The organism is Methanosarcina sp. MTP4 (genome assembly GCF_000970045.1).
Lineage (GTDB): Archaea > Halobacteriota > Methanosarcinia > Methanosarcinales > Methanosarcinaceae > MTP4.
In genome coordinates this window covers 2,338,962-2,356,513 of record NZ_CP009505.1, presented here as the reverse complement: position 1 = coordinate 2,356,513, position 17,552 = coordinate 2,338,962, and the positions used below count along the sequence as shown (strand labels likewise).

Sequence of the window (17,552 nt, the reverse complement as noted above, 5' to 3'; positions counted from 1 at the left end):
CTGGCTTTTTCTGGCTTTTTGCTGGCTGTTCACCGGGAGGTATAACCTTGGTCGATTCGGTGCATTCCGGTCCTTCCGTCCCTCAGCCCGGTGGGAGTCATTCTATCGGGTCCCGGTTTGGAATTCATGATATTCATCTCAGCCGGGGAGTTTGCCCATATTTTTTCTTCTTCCTTCATCCCACCGGCATCTTCAATGGTATAGGTGCCGTTACCGAAGAATGTTGCCTGTCCTTTTCCTTCGCTTGCAGTAAGGGATATGTTTTCGGCGTTGAGCAAAACCGCTTTTCGGGAACCCGGAATTTCAATGTCTGCCGACTGTATATAGTAGAGGAACACGGTATGGTGGTCTTCTGTCTGCTCTTCGAATCTGTAAGCCCCTTTAATGTAGACCGCAGAGTCGGGGGATAGCTCCAGTACAGCCAGTACTCCGTTTTCAAGGTGCATATTGAGGGTGAAACTGCCCGAAAGGACTGCCTTTCCGCTCCCTTCGGCACTGAGCCTGTCTATTTCGTTGATTCTTGCGCTTCCCGGCATCAGGTGCTGAAATTCTTCAAATATTTTTTTCAGCACGAGGTTTGCCTGCATCATGCTTTCCTGAGAGCGGACCAGATGTTCCCTCTGGGTCACATAGTCGTTTTCTTCTCCGGCAGCCGAATCGGCAAGTTCCCTGTACTGTTTAGCCTCTTCGATCAGGCGGGTGTATTCCTCAAAGAGCTCCTGAAGCCTGCCGATGTCCTGTCCGTCTGCCTGGAAGTACTTAATCCCTAACTCAATCCGCATGGCAATGTCTTCCGCTTTATCGATATTGCTGTCGAGAAGGGCTGTTGCATCCCTCAGGGAACTGGGAGATCCCTGCAAAGGATTTTCATGATTCACATTCCCTGAAGGCGGCCTTTCCGTATATGAAGAATCATAGGGATACTGGTATCCTCCCGGAATTTCAGGACCTTCCTGGTTCAGGAGTCCCGCATACGGGAAAAAGATGCTCCTGTACAGGTTTGCGGGAGCTTTATAGATTAAGGGCTGCGCTTCCGCATCCATGCAGCCGCTTGTAACAATCATTCCCGCCAGGATAAGAAGCAGGAGTAAGTATTTGAATTTCATGCGGGTTCACGTCCTCCGGGAAGAAAATTAAACAGCTTGAGATATATTTTTTATTAGTGTTCTTATATTTTAATATTTGCCCTGATTTCAGGATATCAGGATATTTTTAGAAAGCGTTCTTCGCGGCAATGTTGTGCGAGAGATGAAAAAAGGCTCAGGCCCATTCTCCTGGGATTTTTGCGCCTTCAAAACTTTCCTGGCGGAGTTGCCTGAAAACTGTGAAGATGAAAGAAACATCCGGGTTCTTTTTCCCCGGAAGGAGGATGATTACTTTTTCCACGGCTTCGTAGACCTTTATTTCTCTCCCCTTCCGGCTCCACTTTACCTGCCTGACCCTGATAAGCCCGACTTCGAGAAGAGAGTCAAGGTTGTACTTCAGGGTATTCAGGCGCACGTCAAGTTCCTCTGCAATATCACCTGCCGACATGTACCTTTTCTCCAGCAGTTTCAGAACCCTGGTCGAGGTTTCGTTCGAAAGGATCCTGGCAATTTTCCTGGAATCTTCGGAAAGTGGCAGGATTAATAGTTTTTCTTCCGGCAGTTTATCCCCCATCAGTTTATCTCCCATCAGTTCCTTCTTCAGGTCATAAAGCATTTTCTGTGTCTCCGTCTAATGTTTCCAATATTTCTAATGTTTCTGATTCTGTTAAAAAAGCTCTTCCCGAGGGGGGATATGCCTTTCAGGGACACCCGGCAGCGTTTGTTTTGCAGGTCGATGTTGTGATGTGTTTCATTCGTACAGCGGGGATTGCGCAGTACTTTTTTTATACTCAATTGTTCCGGATGGGAGGGTGCTGTTCGGGTGTCCCTGATGACAGGTGCAGTATTCGGGTTTAAACATAAAAGCATACTTACTTTTTTAGTTCAATTTAAGCGTTATATTTCATATTAAAACTTTATAGCAGAATATTTTAGAAATTAATGCTTTATAATCCTTAAATTTTGTATTTTGGGGAATTATATCCCTTAGAATTTTTTTGTAACTTATTATCTGGCATATTTGTATTCCGGGTTCAAATTTTGTGAGTATCCGGGTCTCTATTTTGCATGGGAACTATTTTATGACCTCTGCCTGAAATTTTATTTCTCATAAGAAAAAATATCTTCTATCATGCAGTCAAAAAAGCGGGCAAGACCGAAAGCCAGTTCCAGACTTGGATCATATTTTCCTCTTTCGATGGCATTGATGGTCTGTCTGGTGACACCTACTTTTTTAGCTAATTCTTCCTGGGTAATATCTTTTTTAGCACGCCAGACTTTGATATTATTTTTCATAACCATTCCTCTTTTACATATTTCTTCTGTACAACCAAAAGATTCCCGCATAAGAGATTCCTGTAATAGCAAAAAGTGCTCCTACTACCGGCTGTGCTGGCAATTGAATGTCCAAAATTCCAAGAGTCGCATACAGAAATCCCTGGACTATAAATATTATCTGGAAGGTTTTGAAACTGGCTTTTTCTGCAATTCGATAATCTCTTTCGTCTTCCTTTACTTCTCCACTTATTCTGATTTTGTATTTCCACAGTGCTATTAAAATAAGTGCAACGCCAGCAACTATTAATCCCCCCGTGGCACCATGTATGCTTGAAACCCAGATGGGTTCATAGACCCATATATAAATCCCAATTGTAACCAAAAAGATTCCAATTGTAAACGAAGCAATTTCTTGAGCTTTCATATTTATCACTATGTCAAATATGTATTACATATTGTATATAAAACTATTCATTTAGACGGGATGAATTTACATTCATTTGTACAACTGAAAGATTCCCGCATAAGAGATTCCTGTGATAGCAAAAAGTGCTCCTACTACCGGCTGTGCTGGCAATTTTCTCGTGAACTCCCTGTTTTAGGTTTTTTCGATAAAAGTAGAAGGGTGTTTACTGTTTCTTTGAAAGCTGAGTTAAAGAGTTTTGGAGTATTTTGGAATAGGCTCAATTATTATGAAAAAAGTAAATGTTGAGTTTATACGCAAAATAACTCAAAAATTGAGGTAGCCGAATAGATACTACTTATTAGTAAAAATACAATAATTGATAAAATATATTTTCGAGGATTTTTCCATAGCTCTTGCTTAGTCTGCCAATAAAGAATTGGTTTCTTTTTCTCTAAAATATAAGCACCAATTACTTCTATAACACTAAGCACTAAGGCAATTGGAATAGTTATCCATGGATTTTTCCCGATTATAAATATAGAAAAAACACAAATCAATCCATTTATAAATAAGAAATATTCCATAAGAAATATACAGTACATCTTCCACAAGCTCACATTTGATTCAGGGAACATTTGAGCTTGCCTTCGTACATATAAATCAGAAGACATCATAGTTAGTACTGGAGTATTGGTAGCTCCTATTGTCCATATAAGGCTCCAAATAATCACATTATCTCCTTTCATAAAAGATAAGAGACAGATCATTACTATTAACATAACGGAGTTTACAATATAGATTTTTTCATAGGCAATCACCTTCAAAAAGTAATTACCTGCAAAATGAAATTTTGCCAGTCCTCTTTTCCCTATATGTGTTATAGCTATCGATATGCTGTCCTGTAGTAAAATTTCAATAAAACAAATTATAATCCCACTTGCTAATATCAATAATTGAAATACTTCTGAAGAAATAAGATTAAATGCAAGAAAAATCATGATAAAATTAGTTGCAATTATAATCCAGTTAATTTTTTTATGGTTGTTTACTGTAAGCAACACCCATATATTAATTAGAATTGACCACGTCGCTACCAATATAATTATTGTGATGCTATAAATCGGTCTACTACTACAAATTAATGCTCCTATGATAAGAAAAGACCCTCTCTCTAAAAAGGATATTCCTATCATTCCAATTGTAAAAGCTAATAGAAATCGATTTTTTTTGATTGGTAACATTATATATGTCTTTACCTTTTCAAACAGTGAATACGTATAAATTGTATAAGCAGTAGATGTAAATATTGTAATAAACGTTATCCAGGGAAGAAATGCTTCTTGAAAAATAGGCTTAATAAAATCCGCTAAAAAAAGCTTAACAAATACTGTAAATAAAACCATTCCCAACAAATATTTAAAAACCTTTTTTTTCGTTACAAGATCTTTAAAAAAGATTTTACTGAGCATTTACAACCATCCTTCCACGGCTGCACGAATATCTTGTATTTCTGATAAATTCTCTGTCCTTATTTTTCCCTCTTTTAATACAAGAACTTCGTCACAAGTTTTTTCTATACTTTCTGCAATATGTGAACTCATCAGTACTGTTCCATATTTCTTATATCCAACTATTTCCTTATAGAGAAATTCTGATGCTAAGTAATCTAATCCATCCAGTGGTTCATCTAAAATAAGTAGTGGCAACTCCAAAGCAAATCCCGTAATCAAAAATATCTTTTTACGATTTCCTGTTGACAAATCTTTAATAGGATAGTCCTTATATTTATCAAAGCCAAATCCTTTAATTAATTTTTCTACACGTAAATAGTCAATTTGCTTTTTATACACCTTCGCAACAAAAGGCAAGTACTCCCTGAACGACCAATAAGTAAAAGCCTGTTCTTCCGTAAAAACCGTATAGCGCTGTTCCTTCCACTCTATACCATCAAATTTAATTTCATTACCATAATATTTTAAATCATTTACACTGTAACTTTTGTGTACACCTGATATCGTATTAATCAAAGTTGTTTTCCCTGCTCCATTTAATCCCAATAATCCAACTACAGTATTATTTTTCAAATGAAATGTAATCTCTTTTAATATAATATTATCTTCTTTGTACCATGCAGATAATTTATTAACTTTTAGCATTTTACTACTTCCTTTAACTGTAACCACTCAGATTTAAGAAATATAGATATATTTACTTCTTTTATAGCCGGTCATTTCAAATTTCTCTTCCAAGATTTTCATAAATCTTTGCTTTCTTCTTTTGGTGAAGGTGGATTTATCTCCGAGAACTCAACTGCTCTTTTCAGAATTGATCGGATACCATCAACGAATTCTATGAACTTTTTAGGTGGTCTTCCCGGTTTTGTCTTTTTTGCAGGCTTGGATATTAAAAGACTTCGAGGTTCCATCTTGCGTTTAATTTCAGCTCTTTCCAACCACCCATTCACATGAAGAAAATCAAGATGGTGCCCCGCATATTTTACTACATCAATTGGAAATATTCAAAAACCTGAGTGGTTACCTTTCACTTTTTAAACCTTTTACTAAGAACACTATACCTATTAATGCAAATAATCCTGAAAATAAATAATCCCCTTTCATCCCATACATAGCTGCACCAATTACCCAAATAACAGCAACAATAATTCTAATTATTTTCCTAACATTGTAGCTCATGTCCATATTTATCACCATGTATAACATACATTACATATTGTATATAAAAATATTCTTTTAGACAAGATATGTTTACATTCTTTTGTACCACTGAAAGATTCCCGCATAAGAGATTCCTGTAATAGCAAAAAGTGCTCCTACTACCGGCTGTGCTGGCAATTGAATGCCCAAAATGGCAAGAGTCGCATACAGAAATCCCTGGACTATAAATATTATCTGGAAGGTTCTAAGACTGGCTTTTTCTGAAATTCGATAATCTCTTTCGTCTTCTTTTACTTCTCCACTTAATCTCATATTCATCGTCATGTCAAACATACCATACATATTGTATATAAAACTATCCTTTTAGACAGGATGAATTTACATTAGGTGGTTTTAAAAATATCGCAATTCAGAGTAAACGGTTTATCTGACCTGGCGTTCTGCTTCAGATAATGCAAAGTCCCTTCAAAAGCCCATTTTTTCCAATCAGCATAAAAAACACTCCGGATTTTTTGCCTGATTCCTTAAAGTCAACCCTCAAAATCCCAAATAAAGGAAAAAGAGTTCAATTATAAAAGAAAAAGCTACAGTCTACGAATGCCCTTTTTCACATCTCTTTTTTATTTCTTTTTAGGAGGCGCCGCCAGGCAAGCTGGCGGAGGCTATTATAAAGATTGGGTAAAAAAGCGTTTTTCGGGGTCAACGAAAATATTCTCGGACCAGGGGGTATTTCTGACCGCTCATCCTTTGCTGGGAAATTAAGGTTTTTTAGGGGTTAAAATATAATTATAAGTATTAATTAAGCTTAATTAAGTAACATATCATTTATTAAAGCTTATTTTGTAAATTTAACCCCTTTTTTAGCATTATCTCTGAAAGTAAACTTATATTTAAGCCTGACAATGTGAGGATTGTCAACTGGCAAGAAATCGTCAACTGGCGAGAAGTCAGTGAGCCCCGATCCAACGAGTATGACATAACAGGATAATTGACGGAGATATATCATGAAAACAAATTCAGTAAAATCAATCGCCCGCTTTGCGGTGGTGTTGATGGTCTTAAGTATTATTCCATCAGGCGCCTTTGCCGCAGAAGATGAAATTTCGGCAGATGAAATGACCCGGGCAGGTCCCGGAAACATGATGAAAGAAAGAATGGGCCAGATGGGACCCGGAATGGGACCTGCCGGGATGTCCGGAATGGGAATGGTACCCCTGGACTATGCAGATGAAGACTATTTCTCTGAAATTCAGACGGCAATGCTCGAACGCCTTGACCGGCAGATCGAGAGAATGAGCAACATGTCGGATATACCGGAGCTGGAAGATCTCCCCGAAGGTGTGGATGAAGAGAAAGCCGCAGCAAAGGCTGAAGAAAGAGCTGAAGCCAATGCCGGGAAACTCGCCGAACTTGAAGCCCTTTACTCCGAAATCGAAGACGCAACGAGCCTCGATGATCTCAAAGCAATAGCTCTCTCCCATGCAAAAGATGGGGTGAGCGACTCCATCGCAAGGGATATCGAAAAATTCACAAAAATGCAGGAAAACCTCGGGGAAATCGAAAACGAAGATGTTACCGATGAATTGCTGACATCAACCATTGCCGACCTCACTACCCTTCAGGAGCAGGTAGACAGTGCTGAAGACCGTGAAGCTCTCCAGGAAATAGGAGGGTCTGTACGGGAAATCATGGAGTCTTTCCGGGAAGAAGCCGGAATCAAGCAGAGGGGAGGCCCCATGGGACGTGAAGGTCCCGGTACTTCCATGAAGATGCAGGTCAGGATGCCCCGGGCTGAAGCGGAAGCCTGATCCTTGAAATCTTATCGTTGAAATAATCAGCAAGTCCAGGGTTGTGTGCCCCGGATAAAATCCGTAAGCTGGTATCCAGATAGTAGGCTGATATCCGGATAAACTGTTTACCACCTCTGAAAAATCTCTAAAAAAATGCCTAAAATAAGCCACCTTAACTTCCCTCGATGAAACCCCTATGGAAAAAACCCAACCCAAAAAATCCCCCTGAGATTAGAAGAGGGAACCCTTCAACAAAACCCATAAGAGAAAAACCCAAAAGAGAAAAAACCCATTTGAAAAACCTGTACAAAAACCACATTAGAAACACCTCTTTAAAAAAACCTGTACAAAAACCACATCAGAAACAGACCTACAAGACCAAAAAATCCTGGCAGAAATGCCTGGCAAAAGCGCTTGCAAGGGGTGTCTGGAACCGGGGTGGAATTATGACCTCAAAATGTTTTAATTCCATCTCTTCCGGCATTTGCGCCCGGTCCGGTACGGCGAGACCCGGAAGGGCGCAGAGTGCTCAGGCTTAAAGGTGATGATACAAGCCCAAAGGTGATTTAATGAAGATATCCGGTATGAAAATAGTTTCCCTGTTTACAACTTTATTAATATTGTTCTGTTTAGTTCCCAATAGTGCATTTGCTGAGGAAGATAGAGCAGAACCTCCTTTTGCTTCGGATGAAGAAGCCTTTGATTTGATGAAGAACCGAATGATAGAGTCAATCTCCAGCATGATAGAAAACCTCGAGGACTCAGAAGAGGACTTTGATGAAGATCTGCTCGAGGAGGCCGAAGAACTCATAACGGAACTTGAACTGGTAAAGGTAGAGCTTGAAGACGTCGAAACAGATTCCGAAATGCTTGAGATAAGAACCGAGCTTTATTCTTTAATTGAGGAAGCCTCTGACGAGTTGAAAGACGTGCTCGGACCTGTCGGACAGGGGATGGACTCGGGGCCAGATGGGGATGGAGCTCCTGAGCAGGGCTTTGAAGCCGGATCTGGGCAGGACCCTGCGATGATGCAAAACAGGAGCCAGGTGAAAGATGGGAATGCGACAGGAGAAGATGGAGTACCTGAAGAAAGGAAAATGCGCGAACAAAGCTCTGACGAGATGGAAGAAAACGCTGAAGAAGGAAATGCTGACGTAAGAACTGTTGAAAGAGGAAATACCGAAGAAACGGGATCCGAAAATGCAGGTTTCTTTGGACAGCTCCTCAACAGCATAAAGTCTCTTTTCAGCTAAGCCTTCAAATTACACACGGCCAGCAAAAACCAATGTGAAAAGAGGATGGTTTACCCATCTTTTTGGGTGGGCAAGTTTTTCCTGAATTGGAAGATTTATCCGGGATGGAAGGTTTGAACCTTCCGGTATCCCTGAATTTTGATGTGAAATAATAAAGGGTTTCTGAAGATTATTTAATTTTATTGAAGAGCCTTTAATTTACTTTTTTAATCTCACGCCGCAGAATGGACAGAAGTTGGGTTCAAAGGGAAGTTCAAGTGTTGCTGAGCAGGCCGGACAGGACGGGATATCTTTTTCCTCTTCTTCGAAACCTCTTTTGTGTGGCATTCCGAAAGCTTCGGATTTTACGGTTTCTCCGGTTATTGAAGCTACTTCGGCTTCTACTGAAGAGTCGGAATAGTCCATTGCTTCCGGATAATCAAGCTCCCCTCCGATTTCTATCCAATCTTCCGGGTTATCGGAATCGGGGTTTATGGAGCTCACAGGTCCGATTGATTCGGTGCAGGGTTTGCATTCCGGATATCCGCCTATCGTTTCTACCCCTGCTCCTTCTTCCACTCTTTTTTCCTCTTCTTCTTCTTCTTCTTTTACCCCTACTCCTTCTTCTGCTCTTATTCCCGCTTCTACTTTGGCTTCTTCTGCCAGTATTCCTGCTTTTACTCCGGCTTCTTCTGCCAGTATTCCTGCTTTTACTCCGGCTTCGTCACCTGCTCCTCCTTCTTCAAGTTCCATTACAAATTCGAATTCTTCCAGAGAACTCGTATTATTTATATTCCCAAGAGCCCTTGCAGCCTCAATCCGGATGTTGGAATCATCGTCCCGCAGGCAGTTTCTCAAAACAGGGACCACGTCAGCGGTTCCGATCTTTTCGAGGGCTTTTACTGCGGTGCTTCCCACATACCAGTCAGGGTCATCGAGGGCTTTGATGAGCCCGGGTAAGGTGTCGGCTGTGCCTACTCTTTCGAGCCCTTCTACCGAAGCGCTGCGCACATCCTTATCCGGGGCGTCGAGCCCCATGATGAGGATGGGCACCGAATTGGACGTTCCCATAGTTTCCAGAAGAGCGGCTCTGGCGGCGTCCCGCATGGAACTGTCGGAGTCCTCAAGGGCCTGGATCAGGGCTGAAACGGCGGAAGGTGTCCTGATTTTCCCGAGACTTTCTGCGGCAGCTTCCCTTTCGGAACTCCCGGTGTCTTCAAGGATTTTTCCCAGTTCTTCTACGGTGTTTGATTTGTCAATCTTTTCAAGAGTTTTTGCTGCGGCCTTTCGCACCGACCCATCAGGATTGTCGAGGGCGTCATGAAGACCTGAAATGGCATCAGGTGTTCCGATTTTTTCAAGAGCACCTACTGCAGTTTTTCTTACTGAAGGCTCAGGGTCTTCAAGGGCGGCTATCAGGTCCGGAACAGCTTCGTTTGTGCCCAGGGTCCCAAGAGCATATATCGAGGCTTCCCGCACTGAACTCTTGGAGTCCTTCAGGGCTTTCAGAAGTCCTGAAACAGCTTCCTGCGTACCTATTCTTCCCAGGCCGACTACTGCTACTTCCCTGACCGAACTGTCAGAATCTTCGAGGCATTTGATAAGGCCTGAAACAGATGCCGGGGTCCCGATCCTTCCGAGTACGCCTGCTATTGCCTTCCGGACGGCGTTTTCATGGAGGTCCAGGGCTTTAACAAGGCCCAGAACTGCCTCGGGTGAAGCGATATCTCCCAGGTGTTCAACAGCCCTGTTGCGCAGGTACCAGTCGGGATCATCGAGTGCCCTTACAAGGCCCGAAACCGCTTCAGTGGTCTCTATGGACCGGAGGGCTTCTATTGAGGCCTTTCTCACGTCCCTGTTGGGGGCTTCGAAGACCTTGATAAGTAAGGGCACCGGCATATCAGGCCCTATTATCATGCAAAGGGCTTTTGCCGCTGCCTCCTGCACGGAAAGCTTGGAGTCCTTGAGGGTTTCCATGAGTTTCGGAACAGCTTCGTAGGAACCGATTTTCCCCAGGGCTTCTACTGATTTCTGCCTTACCTGGTCATCGGAATCCTCGAGGGCTTTTATCAGCCCCCGGACAGCATCTTCTGTGCCTATTTTTCCAAGAGCGATTACCGAAGCTCTCCTTACAAAATTTTCCGGGTTATCAAGGGCTTTCGTAAGCCCTGAAACCGCCTCTGAAGAGCCGATTTTTATTAAAGCTTTTACGGCTTCTTTTTGTGTGAACTTATCAGGATAATTGAGTGCATTAACAAGTCCCGAAACTGCTTCAGGTGTCCCAATTTTTCCAAGAGTGCTCAATACAGCTTTTTTCACAGACTTTTCGGGATCGTTAAGCAGTTTGATCATCCACGGCACTGCTCCGGGACTACCGATTTTTCCCAGAGCCTCTACCGCAGCTTCCCTTACCTTAGGGTTGCTGTGCCCGAGGGCATTAATCAGGGCAGGGACCGCACCCGGATCTCCTATTTTCCCTAACTCCTCTGCCGCAGCAGCCCTGTTTCCTGCAAAAACCGAGCGTTCCAACTTCTTTACCAGATTTTTGGTTCTAGCTTCCATTTTCCTTCCACCCCCATGTGACGAAAATTCACCGGATTAATTTTTCTCATTCTAAATTGTTCTTAAAATTTATAAACTTACACCAATAAATTCAAATATTTTTATTAAATGTGGGGTTTTGCTTCCGGGCTGTACATGCAGCACTTGCAATGAAATAATTTTCATAGTCCTGTGTTTATGTTTCAAATCTGAAAAGTTATTACCTATCTGAAAAACTGTACAACCCTGACCAATTGAATGATAATATATTTCTATTGTATTGTATTTAGCAGCATAAAAACTTTTATATTCATATGTTCCTGACCGGATTTATAGTCAAGGATCCAAATTCCCCCCAATCTCAAGTGAAAGTTTAACACAGAAAGCCCGGAAAATACGGAATAAAGGAAATAGGGGCACAATCCTTCCGTGCTTTCCGTGTCTTCCGTGGTTATAATGTAAGTGTAAATATTTGCGTTCGGGACTATAATTAAAGTGGGCTCTAAAATAAGTCTCAACGATAAAGTCTCAAAGGGCTCGGAAAAGCTGCCAGGAAATTAGGGCAACAAGAAAATAGCCCTCGTCATTACCCGTGGGTCAGATGAATTTCAATTTGGCGGGGGCATTCCTGTAAAACCTTGAATGAAGAATGATTTCCAAGGCCATGGGAAGTATTTCTTTTTTCAGGTCTGAGTACATTGCTGTTTTTCTCGGTTGTAGAGTCTGAACATAATTATACTAAATCTGAAATAAATAGGGGAATCTCATCATCACCAACGGTGAAACCACAATTCTTATAAAAATTAACCTGGCTTGAATATGAAATTACAACCTGTGTTCGGCATCCGGAATATTTATCAGTCATCATTCTTACGAGGGTTGCACCTATTCTTTGCTTGTGATACTCTGGCCTGACTAAAAGATAGTGATAATAAACTGTCATAACTCCATCAGACAAAGCGTTCATAAGCCCAACTAATTTGTCTCCATCCCATGCTGTATAAACGGAGTGCGAGTTTGCAATTGCTAACTGCAGTTCCTGCGGATACTTTGCCGATTCCCATTCAACAGACGTAAAAAGGGAAACAAGCTGTTCTCTTTCGAGATTTTTGTTATCGGAATACCTCATGCCCATGTACTAGCAATTTAAATTTATTATGATATTTAAATTCCCCGAAGTGAAAGACAAAAATGGAGAAATAAGGGTTAAACTGTGATCTTTCAACCTGCTTGAAGCCTGTAAACGCGGCGTCAATTTCGTGATTTTTCCTGGCTCCCTGCTGAATTCCATTGATTGGCAACAATATGGAGTGAAGAGCCTGGGTCAAAGTGACTGAACAAATTATATAATCGGTTTATATATGCCCTTCTTTTTTGATATATTTTATAAGTACGCACGTAATTAATTTTATCCATGGTCGTAATGAGATTCCAGAGAAACACAATCTTAGCTCTACATTACATGGGGTTTTTAATCGTAAACTATATCGTTACTAAATACCCCCACGAGACATGGATCTTTATTGTTTTAGCAGCATTATGGACATTTTTCTTTGAATGGGGACTTAATTATCTTAATAAGAGCTGTAATTTTAGAATTGAAATTCAGAGGAACACAATCGTATCTCTACATTATATGGCACTTTTAATCATATACTATCTCAAATATCATCATGGCACATGGATATACCTTTTCTCAATACCATTATTGACACTTTTCTTTGCATGGGGACTTGATTATTTAAGGAAGAGAAATAATTCGAGAAAATCGTATTATTTCTATCTGGCAGTCGCTCTTTTGACAGGTGGGCTCGTTGCTTACATCGTGGCCCGGATAATGGATACTGTCGCCGCCAGAAAGGAAAGAAAGGAAATCGAAAGAAAATTTCAAGAGAATTTAGATATAATATGAATCCGCCTCACTTCATCATCCAGGGCCTTTTATGTCCTTTTGATTTCCCATTTTTTTGTTATTTTTCTCAAAATTAATTCACCTCACATTTATTATTTTCTCTTTTTTCAAATATAAATAGTAAACTCTATATATTTTACTTTCTTGACAAAGTGAATGGAGGTTTCTGATGAACTTTAACAAAAAGGTCTTTACATTTTTGATTCTGACTCTTGTTCTGGCCCTTGCCGGGAGCGGCTGCGTTTCCCAGGGAGAAGGGGCAGAAGAAGGAGAGCATGCAGGGGCTGCGGTTGAGGCGGCTACTTCGAACATCTGGGCAAATCCTGTAACCCCCTGGAACCCCGAGCCTACCGAGCCAACGATTGACCCGACTGCCTACATCCACCCCCAGGCATCAGTGATCGGGGATGCGACTATCGGAGCTCGTGTGATGGTCTCCCCGTTCGCTTCGGTCCGGAGTGACGAGGGGATTCCCATTTTTGTCGGAAACGAAAGCAACATTCAGGACGGAGTTATACTCCATGCCCTTGAAACCATTGACGAGGAAGGCGAACACGTGGAAAGCCACATTATTGAGGTAGACGGGGAAGAATACGCGGTCTATGTTGGAGAAAGGGTCTCCCTTGCCCACCAGGCTCAGGTCCACGGCCCGGCTTACGTCGGGGATGACACCTTCATAGGAATGCAGGCAATGGTCTTCAATGCAAAAGTCGGAAGCAACTGCGTGCTTGAGCCGACTTCCGGCGCAATCGGTGTAACCATTCCGGACGGCAGGTACATCTCTGCAGGCACCGTGGTCACTTCCCAGGCCGAGGCTGACGCCCTGCCCGAGATCACCGACGACTACGCTTACAGGCACACCAATGAAGCTGTAGTGTACGTAAACGTCAACCTTGCCGACGGCTACAACGCACAGTAAAGCAACGCACTGCAAAGTAATGCACTGCAAAGTAATGCACTGCAAAGTAATGCACTGCAAAGTAATGCACTGCAAAGTAATGCACTGCAAAGTAATGCACTGCAAAGTAATGCAAAGAAAATAAACGCAATGTAAAAAACAAAAAGTTAAACTCCCCGGGCATCCCCCTCCTGCAATTCGATCAAAAAATCAGGATGTCCGAAGAAAAACGGCTTTTTCTTTTTTCACAGCCCTGGATGGGGCTTTGGCCTTTCCCTTCCTAAGGTTTTTAGTCGTCCAGCCCTTTTCTTCCACAAATATAGTTTGCTACTCTCAGGGCGTCTCGTTCTCCAGTTTCTTTTTCCGGGGAGTCGCTGAGTTTCACTACCGGGATACCGTTGATTCCGTTCAGCTTGATGACCATGTTCAGGGGGGGGCTTTTCCGGAAGAAATCGGAGTTGTTGGTAAGGTTGGTCCCTATCCCGAAACTGCAATTGATTTTGCCTTCACAGTATTTCCTGATATTGATTGCGGTTTCGGCGTTGAGGGCGTCGCTGAAAACCACCACTTTTTTCATGGGGCCGATGCCCAGTTTTTTGTAGTGGGCAATAACCCTGTCCACGAAGGTTATGGGGTCTCCGCTGTCGTGCCGAACTCCGTCGTAGAGTTTTGAGAGTTTCAGGTCAAAGTCCTTGAAAAAGGCATCCGAGCCAAAGGTGTCGGTAAGCGCTATCCCGAGGTCGCCTTTGAAGACTTCCTCCCAGTTTTCAAGGGAAAAACGGTTGGCATAACGAAGCCCCACAAGGGCCGAGGTTCCCATGATCCATTCATGCCCTACGGTTCCGATGGCTTTCATGCCGTATTTTTTCGCGAAATAGACGTTGCTTGTGCCTGTAAGGGTTTTTATCCCGGCCAGGCTCTCCATGGCCTGGTCATGGATTTCGAAACTCCGCCTACGGCGGGTCCCGAATTCTGCAAAGAGGCAGTTGTTTTCTTCCAGGGCTTTTCCGATTTTAAGGACCTTGTCCCCGTAGGCTGCAAGGACGGATTCGGATATTTCCGATTCCCCGTTCCCGTTCCAGCTTGTTTCTATCGTGCTGAAGTACAGTTCGGAAACTGCAGCCATGAGTACGATTTCCCAGAGGATGGTACTGTGCCAGGGCCCTTTGATCCGCATGTCAAGGTTCCTGTCTTCCGTAAGACAGATTGTAACCTCTTCCGGCTTGAAGCGGAAGTTCTTGAGGTATTCGAGGTACATGGGCTTCAGGTAAGGGCAATGTTTCCCGAGCCAGTGGTATTCTTCCTCCGTAAGCGTGAGTTCGGAGATATCTTCGTCTACGGTTCTCCTGAGTTCTTCGACAAAGCCTTCGGTAAAACGCTGCGTTCCCCGGTTGATAAAGCGATACTCGGCCTCCGCCCCGGGGAAGAGTTCCAGTACTGCCATCTGCATTGTAAACTTGTAAAGGTCATTATCAAGTATTGATCTGATCACTTAGGGTCATCCCTTAACGTTTTATTGTGACTCTGAGCCGCCACTTTTTGTGCTTTCTGTATGTTTCCGCTGTGTTATCATTGTTTACCGCAGGTCACACCGGGATCATATTCAGGTTGTACTCAGGCTATATAGTGTATTATATTTTTTAAGATTTCTGACGGAACCCGCTGAAAACAACCTATCTTTACTAAATTAGTTTTATGGTTCTCCTATTTCCCGGCTATGCCTTCCAAACAAATAATTAGTGGGAGCACAGATAATTTCCCGTACATATTTTTTACAGGGGGTTTTTGGGAAAATGGAAAGAGAAATGAAGTTCGGGACCAGATGCGTGCATTCGGGAGAAAAGCCGGACCCGGTTTACGGGGCGCACACGACTCCGATATTCCAGACGTCAACTTTCGTTTTTGAGAACACCGAACAGGGGGCAGCAAGGTTTGCAGGGGAAGAAGCAGGATATGTGTATACCCGGATTCCCCCCAACACGCCTACCCATGCCGCACTTGCCGAAAAGGTTGCGGACCTTGAGGGCGGGGAAGCCGGGCAGACCTTTGCCTCAGGCATGGCTGCAATTACGGCGCTTGTCCTCGGCCACCTGAAACAGGGGGACCACCTGATCTCAACTGACGTGGTGTACGGCTGCACCTACAGCCTCTTTCTGACGGTCCTTCCGCGGCTGGGCATAAAAGTGAGCTTCATTGATACCTCTGACCTGGACAAAGTAAGAGCAGCTTTCAAAGAAAACACGAAAATGGTCTTTCTGGAAACGCCGGCAAACCCCACCATGACCGTCTGCGACATAGGGGAAATCGCCTGCATGGCCAGGGAACACGGAGCCCTTTGCGTTGTTGACAATACGTTTTCAACACCTTATTTCCAGAAGCCTCTGGAGCTTGGGGCGGACGTCTCCCTGAGCAGCTGCACCAAGTACATAGGAGGACATGCCGACCTGCTGGGAGGGGTCGTTGTCGGGAGCAAGGATTTCATGAGCTGCCTTGCTCCTGTTGTCGGGTACACCGGGGGGATCATGGGTCCCCATGAGGCATGGCTCTGCATCCGGGGCCTGAAGACCCTGCACCTCAGGATGGAAAAGCACGCTGAAAATGCCCTGGAAGTTGCCGAATTCCTTGAGTCCCACCCCGGGGTCGAGTGGGTAAGGTATCCCGGGCTTCCCAGCCACCCGCAGCACCTGATCGCAAAAAAGCAGATGAGCGGGTACAGCGGCATGATCTCCTTTGGGGTACGGGGCGGGCTTGAAGCCGGGCGCAGGTTAATGGACAGCGTCAGGCTCTGTTCCCTTGCCGTGAGCCTGGGGGCTACCGATACCCTGATCCAGCACCCGGCTTCGATGACTCATGCCTGTGTTCCCTGTGAAATAAGGAAAAGTGTGTGTATCACGGATGAACTGGTCCGGATCTCGGTCGGGATTGAGGAGCCGGAAGATATAATTGCGGACCTTGAGCAGGCGCTGGAGAAGATCTGAGCCGGTCTTTTACCTCCGCCGTTTTCCGGATAAGATAGGTATATCTTACGGGAAACCTATCTTTTATCGGGAAATTCCTGTTCAGGAGACATTCCTGTACAGGGGGAAAATCTTGAAGTGAGGAAGTTCCTGCACGCAGGGAAGATTCTTAAACAGGGGGGATTTTTATTGAAAGCGCTTATATTCGGAGCTGACGGGTTTGAAGACCTGGAACTTTTCTATCCTTATAGCCGTCTGAAAGAAGAAGGAATCATTGTTCATGTGGTGTCGATGGAAAGGGGAACAATCCGGGGCAAGCACGGCTATGAAATCGATGCGGACCTTGCCTTTAAGGAAGTTATTCCCTCAGGGTACGATATCCTTGTGCTGTCCGGAGGCAAAGGTCCGGAAAAAATCCGGCTTGATAAAGCCGCCCTTGAGATCACGAGATCCTTTTTCAGGGAAAACAAGCCTGTAGCCGCAATCTGCCACGGCCCCCAGGTGCTGATTTCAGCGGGGGTAATAAAAGGACGCAGGGCAACCTGCTGGATCGGGATAAGGGATGACCTGATAGCCTCCGGAGCCCTTTATGAGGACAGTGAGGTGGTCGTTGACGGAAACCTCGTGACTTCAAGACACCCGTTCGATCTTCATGCTTTCGGGCGGGAAATGCTCAAACTGCTCGGATGAGGGGATCATGGGTGGCAATATTTTTTGGCTAACGGCTTTTCTGGATAAAGGATTTTCCGGTTAACGGCTTTTCAGGCTAACAGTATTT

17 protein-coding genes and 1 pseudogene are annotated in these 17,552 nt (G+C 43.6%); 6 read left to right on the top strand and 12 right to left on the bottom strand.

Annotation, left to right across the window (positions count from 1 at the left end; genetic code table 11):
• Positions 1-29 precede the first annotated feature (29 nt).
• From MSMTP_RS09815 to MSMTP_RS09780, 9 genes and pseudogenes are all read right to left on the bottom strand, one after another.
• The gene (locus MSMTP_RS09815; RefSeq protein WP_048178871.1) at positions 30-1,106 is read right to left on the bottom strand and encodes a hypothetical protein; all 1,077 of its coding nucleotides are present in this window, start codon (positions 1,104-1,106) and stop codon (positions 30-32) included.
• Between the two features lie 154 nt (positions 1,107-1,260).
• A complete protein-coding gene (locus MSMTP_RS09810) occupies positions 1,261-1,701 on the bottom strand; it encodes a transcriptional regulator (RefSeq protein ID WP_231582744.1) in 441 nt (146 codons plus the stop codon).
• 485 nt (positions 1,702-2,186) lie between these two features.
• Complete coding sequence (locus MSMTP_RS09805) at positions 2,187-2,381, bottom strand: helix-turn-helix transcriptional regulator (protein WP_048178870.1); 195 nt, start codon at positions 2,379-2,381, stop codon at positions 2,187-2,189.
• A 13-nt stretch (positions 2,382-2,394) separates the two neighbouring features.
• Positions 2,395-2,787, bottom strand: coding sequence for a DUF2178 domain-containing protein (locus tag MSMTP_RS09800; RefSeq protein ID WP_048178868.1), 393 nt, complete (start codon positions 2,785-2,787; stop codon positions 2,395-2,397).
• Positions 2,788-3,077: 290 nt separating this feature from the next.
• Positions 3,078-4,238 (bottom strand): hypothetical protein, encoded by a 1,161-nt coding sequence (locus tag MSMTP_RS09795; RefSeq protein WP_048178866.1) that lies wholly within the window; start codon positions 4,236-4,238, stop codon positions 3,078-3,080.
• Positions 4,239-4,925: an ABC transporter ATP-binding protein gene (locus MSMTP_RS09790; protein ID WP_048178864.1), complete on the bottom strand. Its 687-nt coding sequence runs from the start codon at positions 4,923-4,925 to the stop codon at positions 4,239-4,241. It lies immediately after the preceding gene.
• Positions 4,926-5,029: 104 nt separating this feature from the next.
• A pseudogene (locus MSMTP_RS09785) lies at positions 5,030-5,281 on the bottom strand (IS66 family transposase); the annotation flags it as partial.
• 22 nt (positions 5,282-5,303) lie between these two features.
• Entirely contained in the window at positions 5,304-5,468 is a 165-nt protein-coding gene (locus MSMTP_RS19245; protein WP_197076062.1) for a hypothetical protein, read from the bottom strand.
• 66 nt (positions 5,469-5,534) lie between these two features.
• Positions 5,535-5,768, bottom strand: a complete 234-nt coding sequence (locus tag MSMTP_RS09780) for a DUF2178 domain-containing protein (protein ID WP_197076060.1) — start codon at positions 5,766-5,768, stop codon at positions 5,535-5,537.
• Positions 5,769-6,448: 680 nt separating this feature from the next.
• On the opposite strand from MSMTP_RS09780, the gene MSMTP_RS09775 reads away from it, so the two are divergent.
• Both MSMTP_RS09775 and MSMTP_RS09765 read left to right on the top strand, forming a co-directional pair.
• Positions 6,449-7,252: a hypothetical protein gene (locus tag MSMTP_RS09775; RefSeq protein ID WP_048178860.1), complete on the top strand. Its 804-nt coding sequence runs from the start codon at positions 6,449-6,451 to the stop codon at positions 7,250-7,252.
• Between the two features lie 701 nt (positions 7,253-7,953).
• Positions 7,954-8,487 (top strand): hypothetical protein, encoded by a 534-nt coding sequence (locus MSMTP_RS09765; protein WP_156153779.1) that lies wholly within the window; start codon positions 7,954-7,956, stop codon positions 8,485-8,487.
• A gap of 198 nt (positions 8,488-8,685) precedes the next feature.
• On the opposite strand, the gene MSMTP_RS19720 is transcribed toward MSMTP_RS09765, so the two are convergent.
• Together MSMTP_RS19720 and MSMTP_RS09755 are read right to left on the bottom strand one after the other, a co-directional pair.
• Positions 8,686-11,028: a HEAT repeat domain-containing protein gene (locus MSMTP_RS19720; RefSeq protein WP_197076058.1), complete on the bottom strand. Its 2,343-nt coding sequence runs from the start codon at positions 11,026-11,028 to the stop codon at positions 8,686-8,688.
• Between the two features lie 712 nt (positions 11,029-11,740).
• Positions 11,741-12,142: a GNAT family N-acetyltransferase gene (locus MSMTP_RS09755; protein WP_048178855.1), complete on the bottom strand. Its 402-nt coding sequence runs from the start codon at positions 12,140-12,142 to the stop codon at positions 11,741-11,743.
• Positions 12,143-12,430: 288 nt separating this feature from the next.
• Here MSMTP_RS09755 and MSMTP_RS09750 point away from each other — a divergent pair, with 288 nt between their 5' ends.
• Together MSMTP_RS09750 and MSMTP_RS09745 are read left to right on the top strand one after the other, a co-directional pair.
• Complete coding sequence (locus MSMTP_RS09750) at positions 12,431-12,919, top strand: hypothetical protein (protein ID WP_197076056.1); 489 nt, start codon at positions 12,431-12,433, stop codon at positions 12,917-12,919.
• 169 nt (positions 12,920-13,088) lie between these two features.
• Positions 13,089-13,838, top strand: coding sequence for a carbonic anhydrase (locus tag MSMTP_RS09745; protein ID WP_048178851.1), 750 nt, complete (start codon positions 13,089-13,091; stop codon positions 13,836-13,838).
• Between the two features lie 268 nt (positions 13,839-14,106).
• Here MSMTP_RS09745 and pncB read toward each other — a convergent pair whose 3' ends face one another.
• Complete coding sequence (gene pncB, locus MSMTP_RS09740) at positions 14,107-15,309, bottom strand: nicotinate phosphoribosyltransferase (protein WP_048178850.1); 1,203 nt, start codon at positions 15,307-15,309, stop codon at positions 14,107-14,109.
• 301 nt (positions 15,310-15,610) lie between these two features.
• Between pncB and MSMTP_RS09735 the strand changes: the two genes are divergently transcribed.
• Together MSMTP_RS09735 and MSMTP_RS09730 are read left to right on the top strand one after the other, a co-directional pair.
• Positions 15,611-16,795 carry a PLP-dependent aspartate aminotransferase family protein gene (locus tag MSMTP_RS09735; RefSeq protein ID WP_048178847.1) on the top strand — a complete coding sequence of 395 codons (1,185 nt, stop codon included), beginning with the start codon at positions 15,611-15,613 and terminating at the stop codon, positions 16,793-16,795.
• Positions 16,796-16,963: 168 nt separating this feature from the next.
• The gene (locus MSMTP_RS09730) at positions 16,964-17,464 is read left to right on the top strand and encodes a type 1 glutamine amidotransferase domain-containing protein (RefSeq protein WP_048183281.1); all 501 of its coding nucleotides are present in this window, start codon (positions 16,964-16,966) and stop codon (positions 17,462-17,464) included.
• Positions 17,465-17,552: the final 88 nt, after the last annotated feature.

Excerpts from the sequence above, each read along its gene's own strand:
- MSMTP_RS19245 (WP_197076062.1), bottom strand. The coding sequence starts at position 5,468 with ATGGACATGAGCTACAATGTTAGGAAAATAATTAGAATTATTGTTGCT.
- MSMTP_RS09795 (WP_048178866.1), bottom strand. The coding sequence starts at position 4,238 with ATGCTCAGTAAAATCTTTTTTAAAGATCTTGTAACGAAAAAAAAGGTT.
- MSMTP_RS19720 (WP_197076058.1), bottom strand. The coding sequence starts at position 11,028 with ATGGAAGCTAGAACCAAAAATCTGGTAAAGAAGTTGGAACGCTCGGTT.
- MSMTP_RS09805 (WP_048178870.1), bottom strand. The coding sequence starts at position 2,381 with ATGAAAAATAATATCAAAGTCTGGCGTGCTAAAAAAGATATTACCCAG.
- MSMTP_RS09780 (WP_197076060.1), bottom strand. The coding sequence starts at position 5,768 with ATGACGATGAATATGAGATTAAGTGGAGAAGTAAAAGAAGACGAAAGA.
- MSMTP_RS09735 (WP_048178847.1), top strand. The coding sequence starts at position 15,611 with ATGGAAAGAGAAATGAAGTTCGGGACCAGATGCGTGCATTCGGGAGAA.
- MSMTP_RS09800 (WP_048178868.1), bottom strand. The coding sequence starts at position 2,787 with ATGAAAGCTCAAGAAATTGCTTCGTTTACAATTGGAATCTTTTTGGTT.
- MSMTP_RS09775 (WP_048178860.1), top strand. The coding sequence starts at position 6,449 with ATGAAAACAAATTCAGTAAAATCAATCGCCCGCTTTGCGGTGGTGTTG.
- MSMTP_RS09790 (WP_048178864.1), bottom strand. The coding sequence starts at position 4,925 with ATGCTAAAAGTTAATAAATTATCTGCATGGTACAAAGAAGATAATATT.
- MSMTP_RS09755 (WP_048178855.1), bottom strand. The coding sequence starts at position 12,142 with ATGGGCATGAGGTATTCCGATAACAAAAATCTCGAAAGAGAACAGCTT.
- MSMTP_RS09810 (WP_231582744.1), bottom strand. The coding sequence starts at position 1,701 with ATGCTTTATGACCTGAAGAAGGAACTGATGGGAGATAAACTGATGGGG.
- MSMTP_RS09750 (WP_197076056.1), top strand. The coding sequence starts at position 12,431 with ATGAGATTCCAGAGAAACACAATCTTAGCTCTACATTACATGGGGTTT.
- MSMTP_RS09765 (WP_156153779.1), top strand. The coding sequence starts at position 7,954 with ATGATAGAGTCAATCTCCAGCATGATAGAAAACCTCGAGGACTCAGAA.
- MSMTP_RS09815 (WP_048178871.1), bottom strand. The coding sequence starts at position 1,106 with ATGAAATTCAAATACTTACTCCTGCTTCTTATCCTGGCGGGAATGATT.
- MSMTP_RS09745 (WP_048178851.1), top strand. The coding sequence starts at position 13,089 with ATGAACTTTAACAAAAAGGTCTTTACATTTTTGATTCTGACTCTTGTT.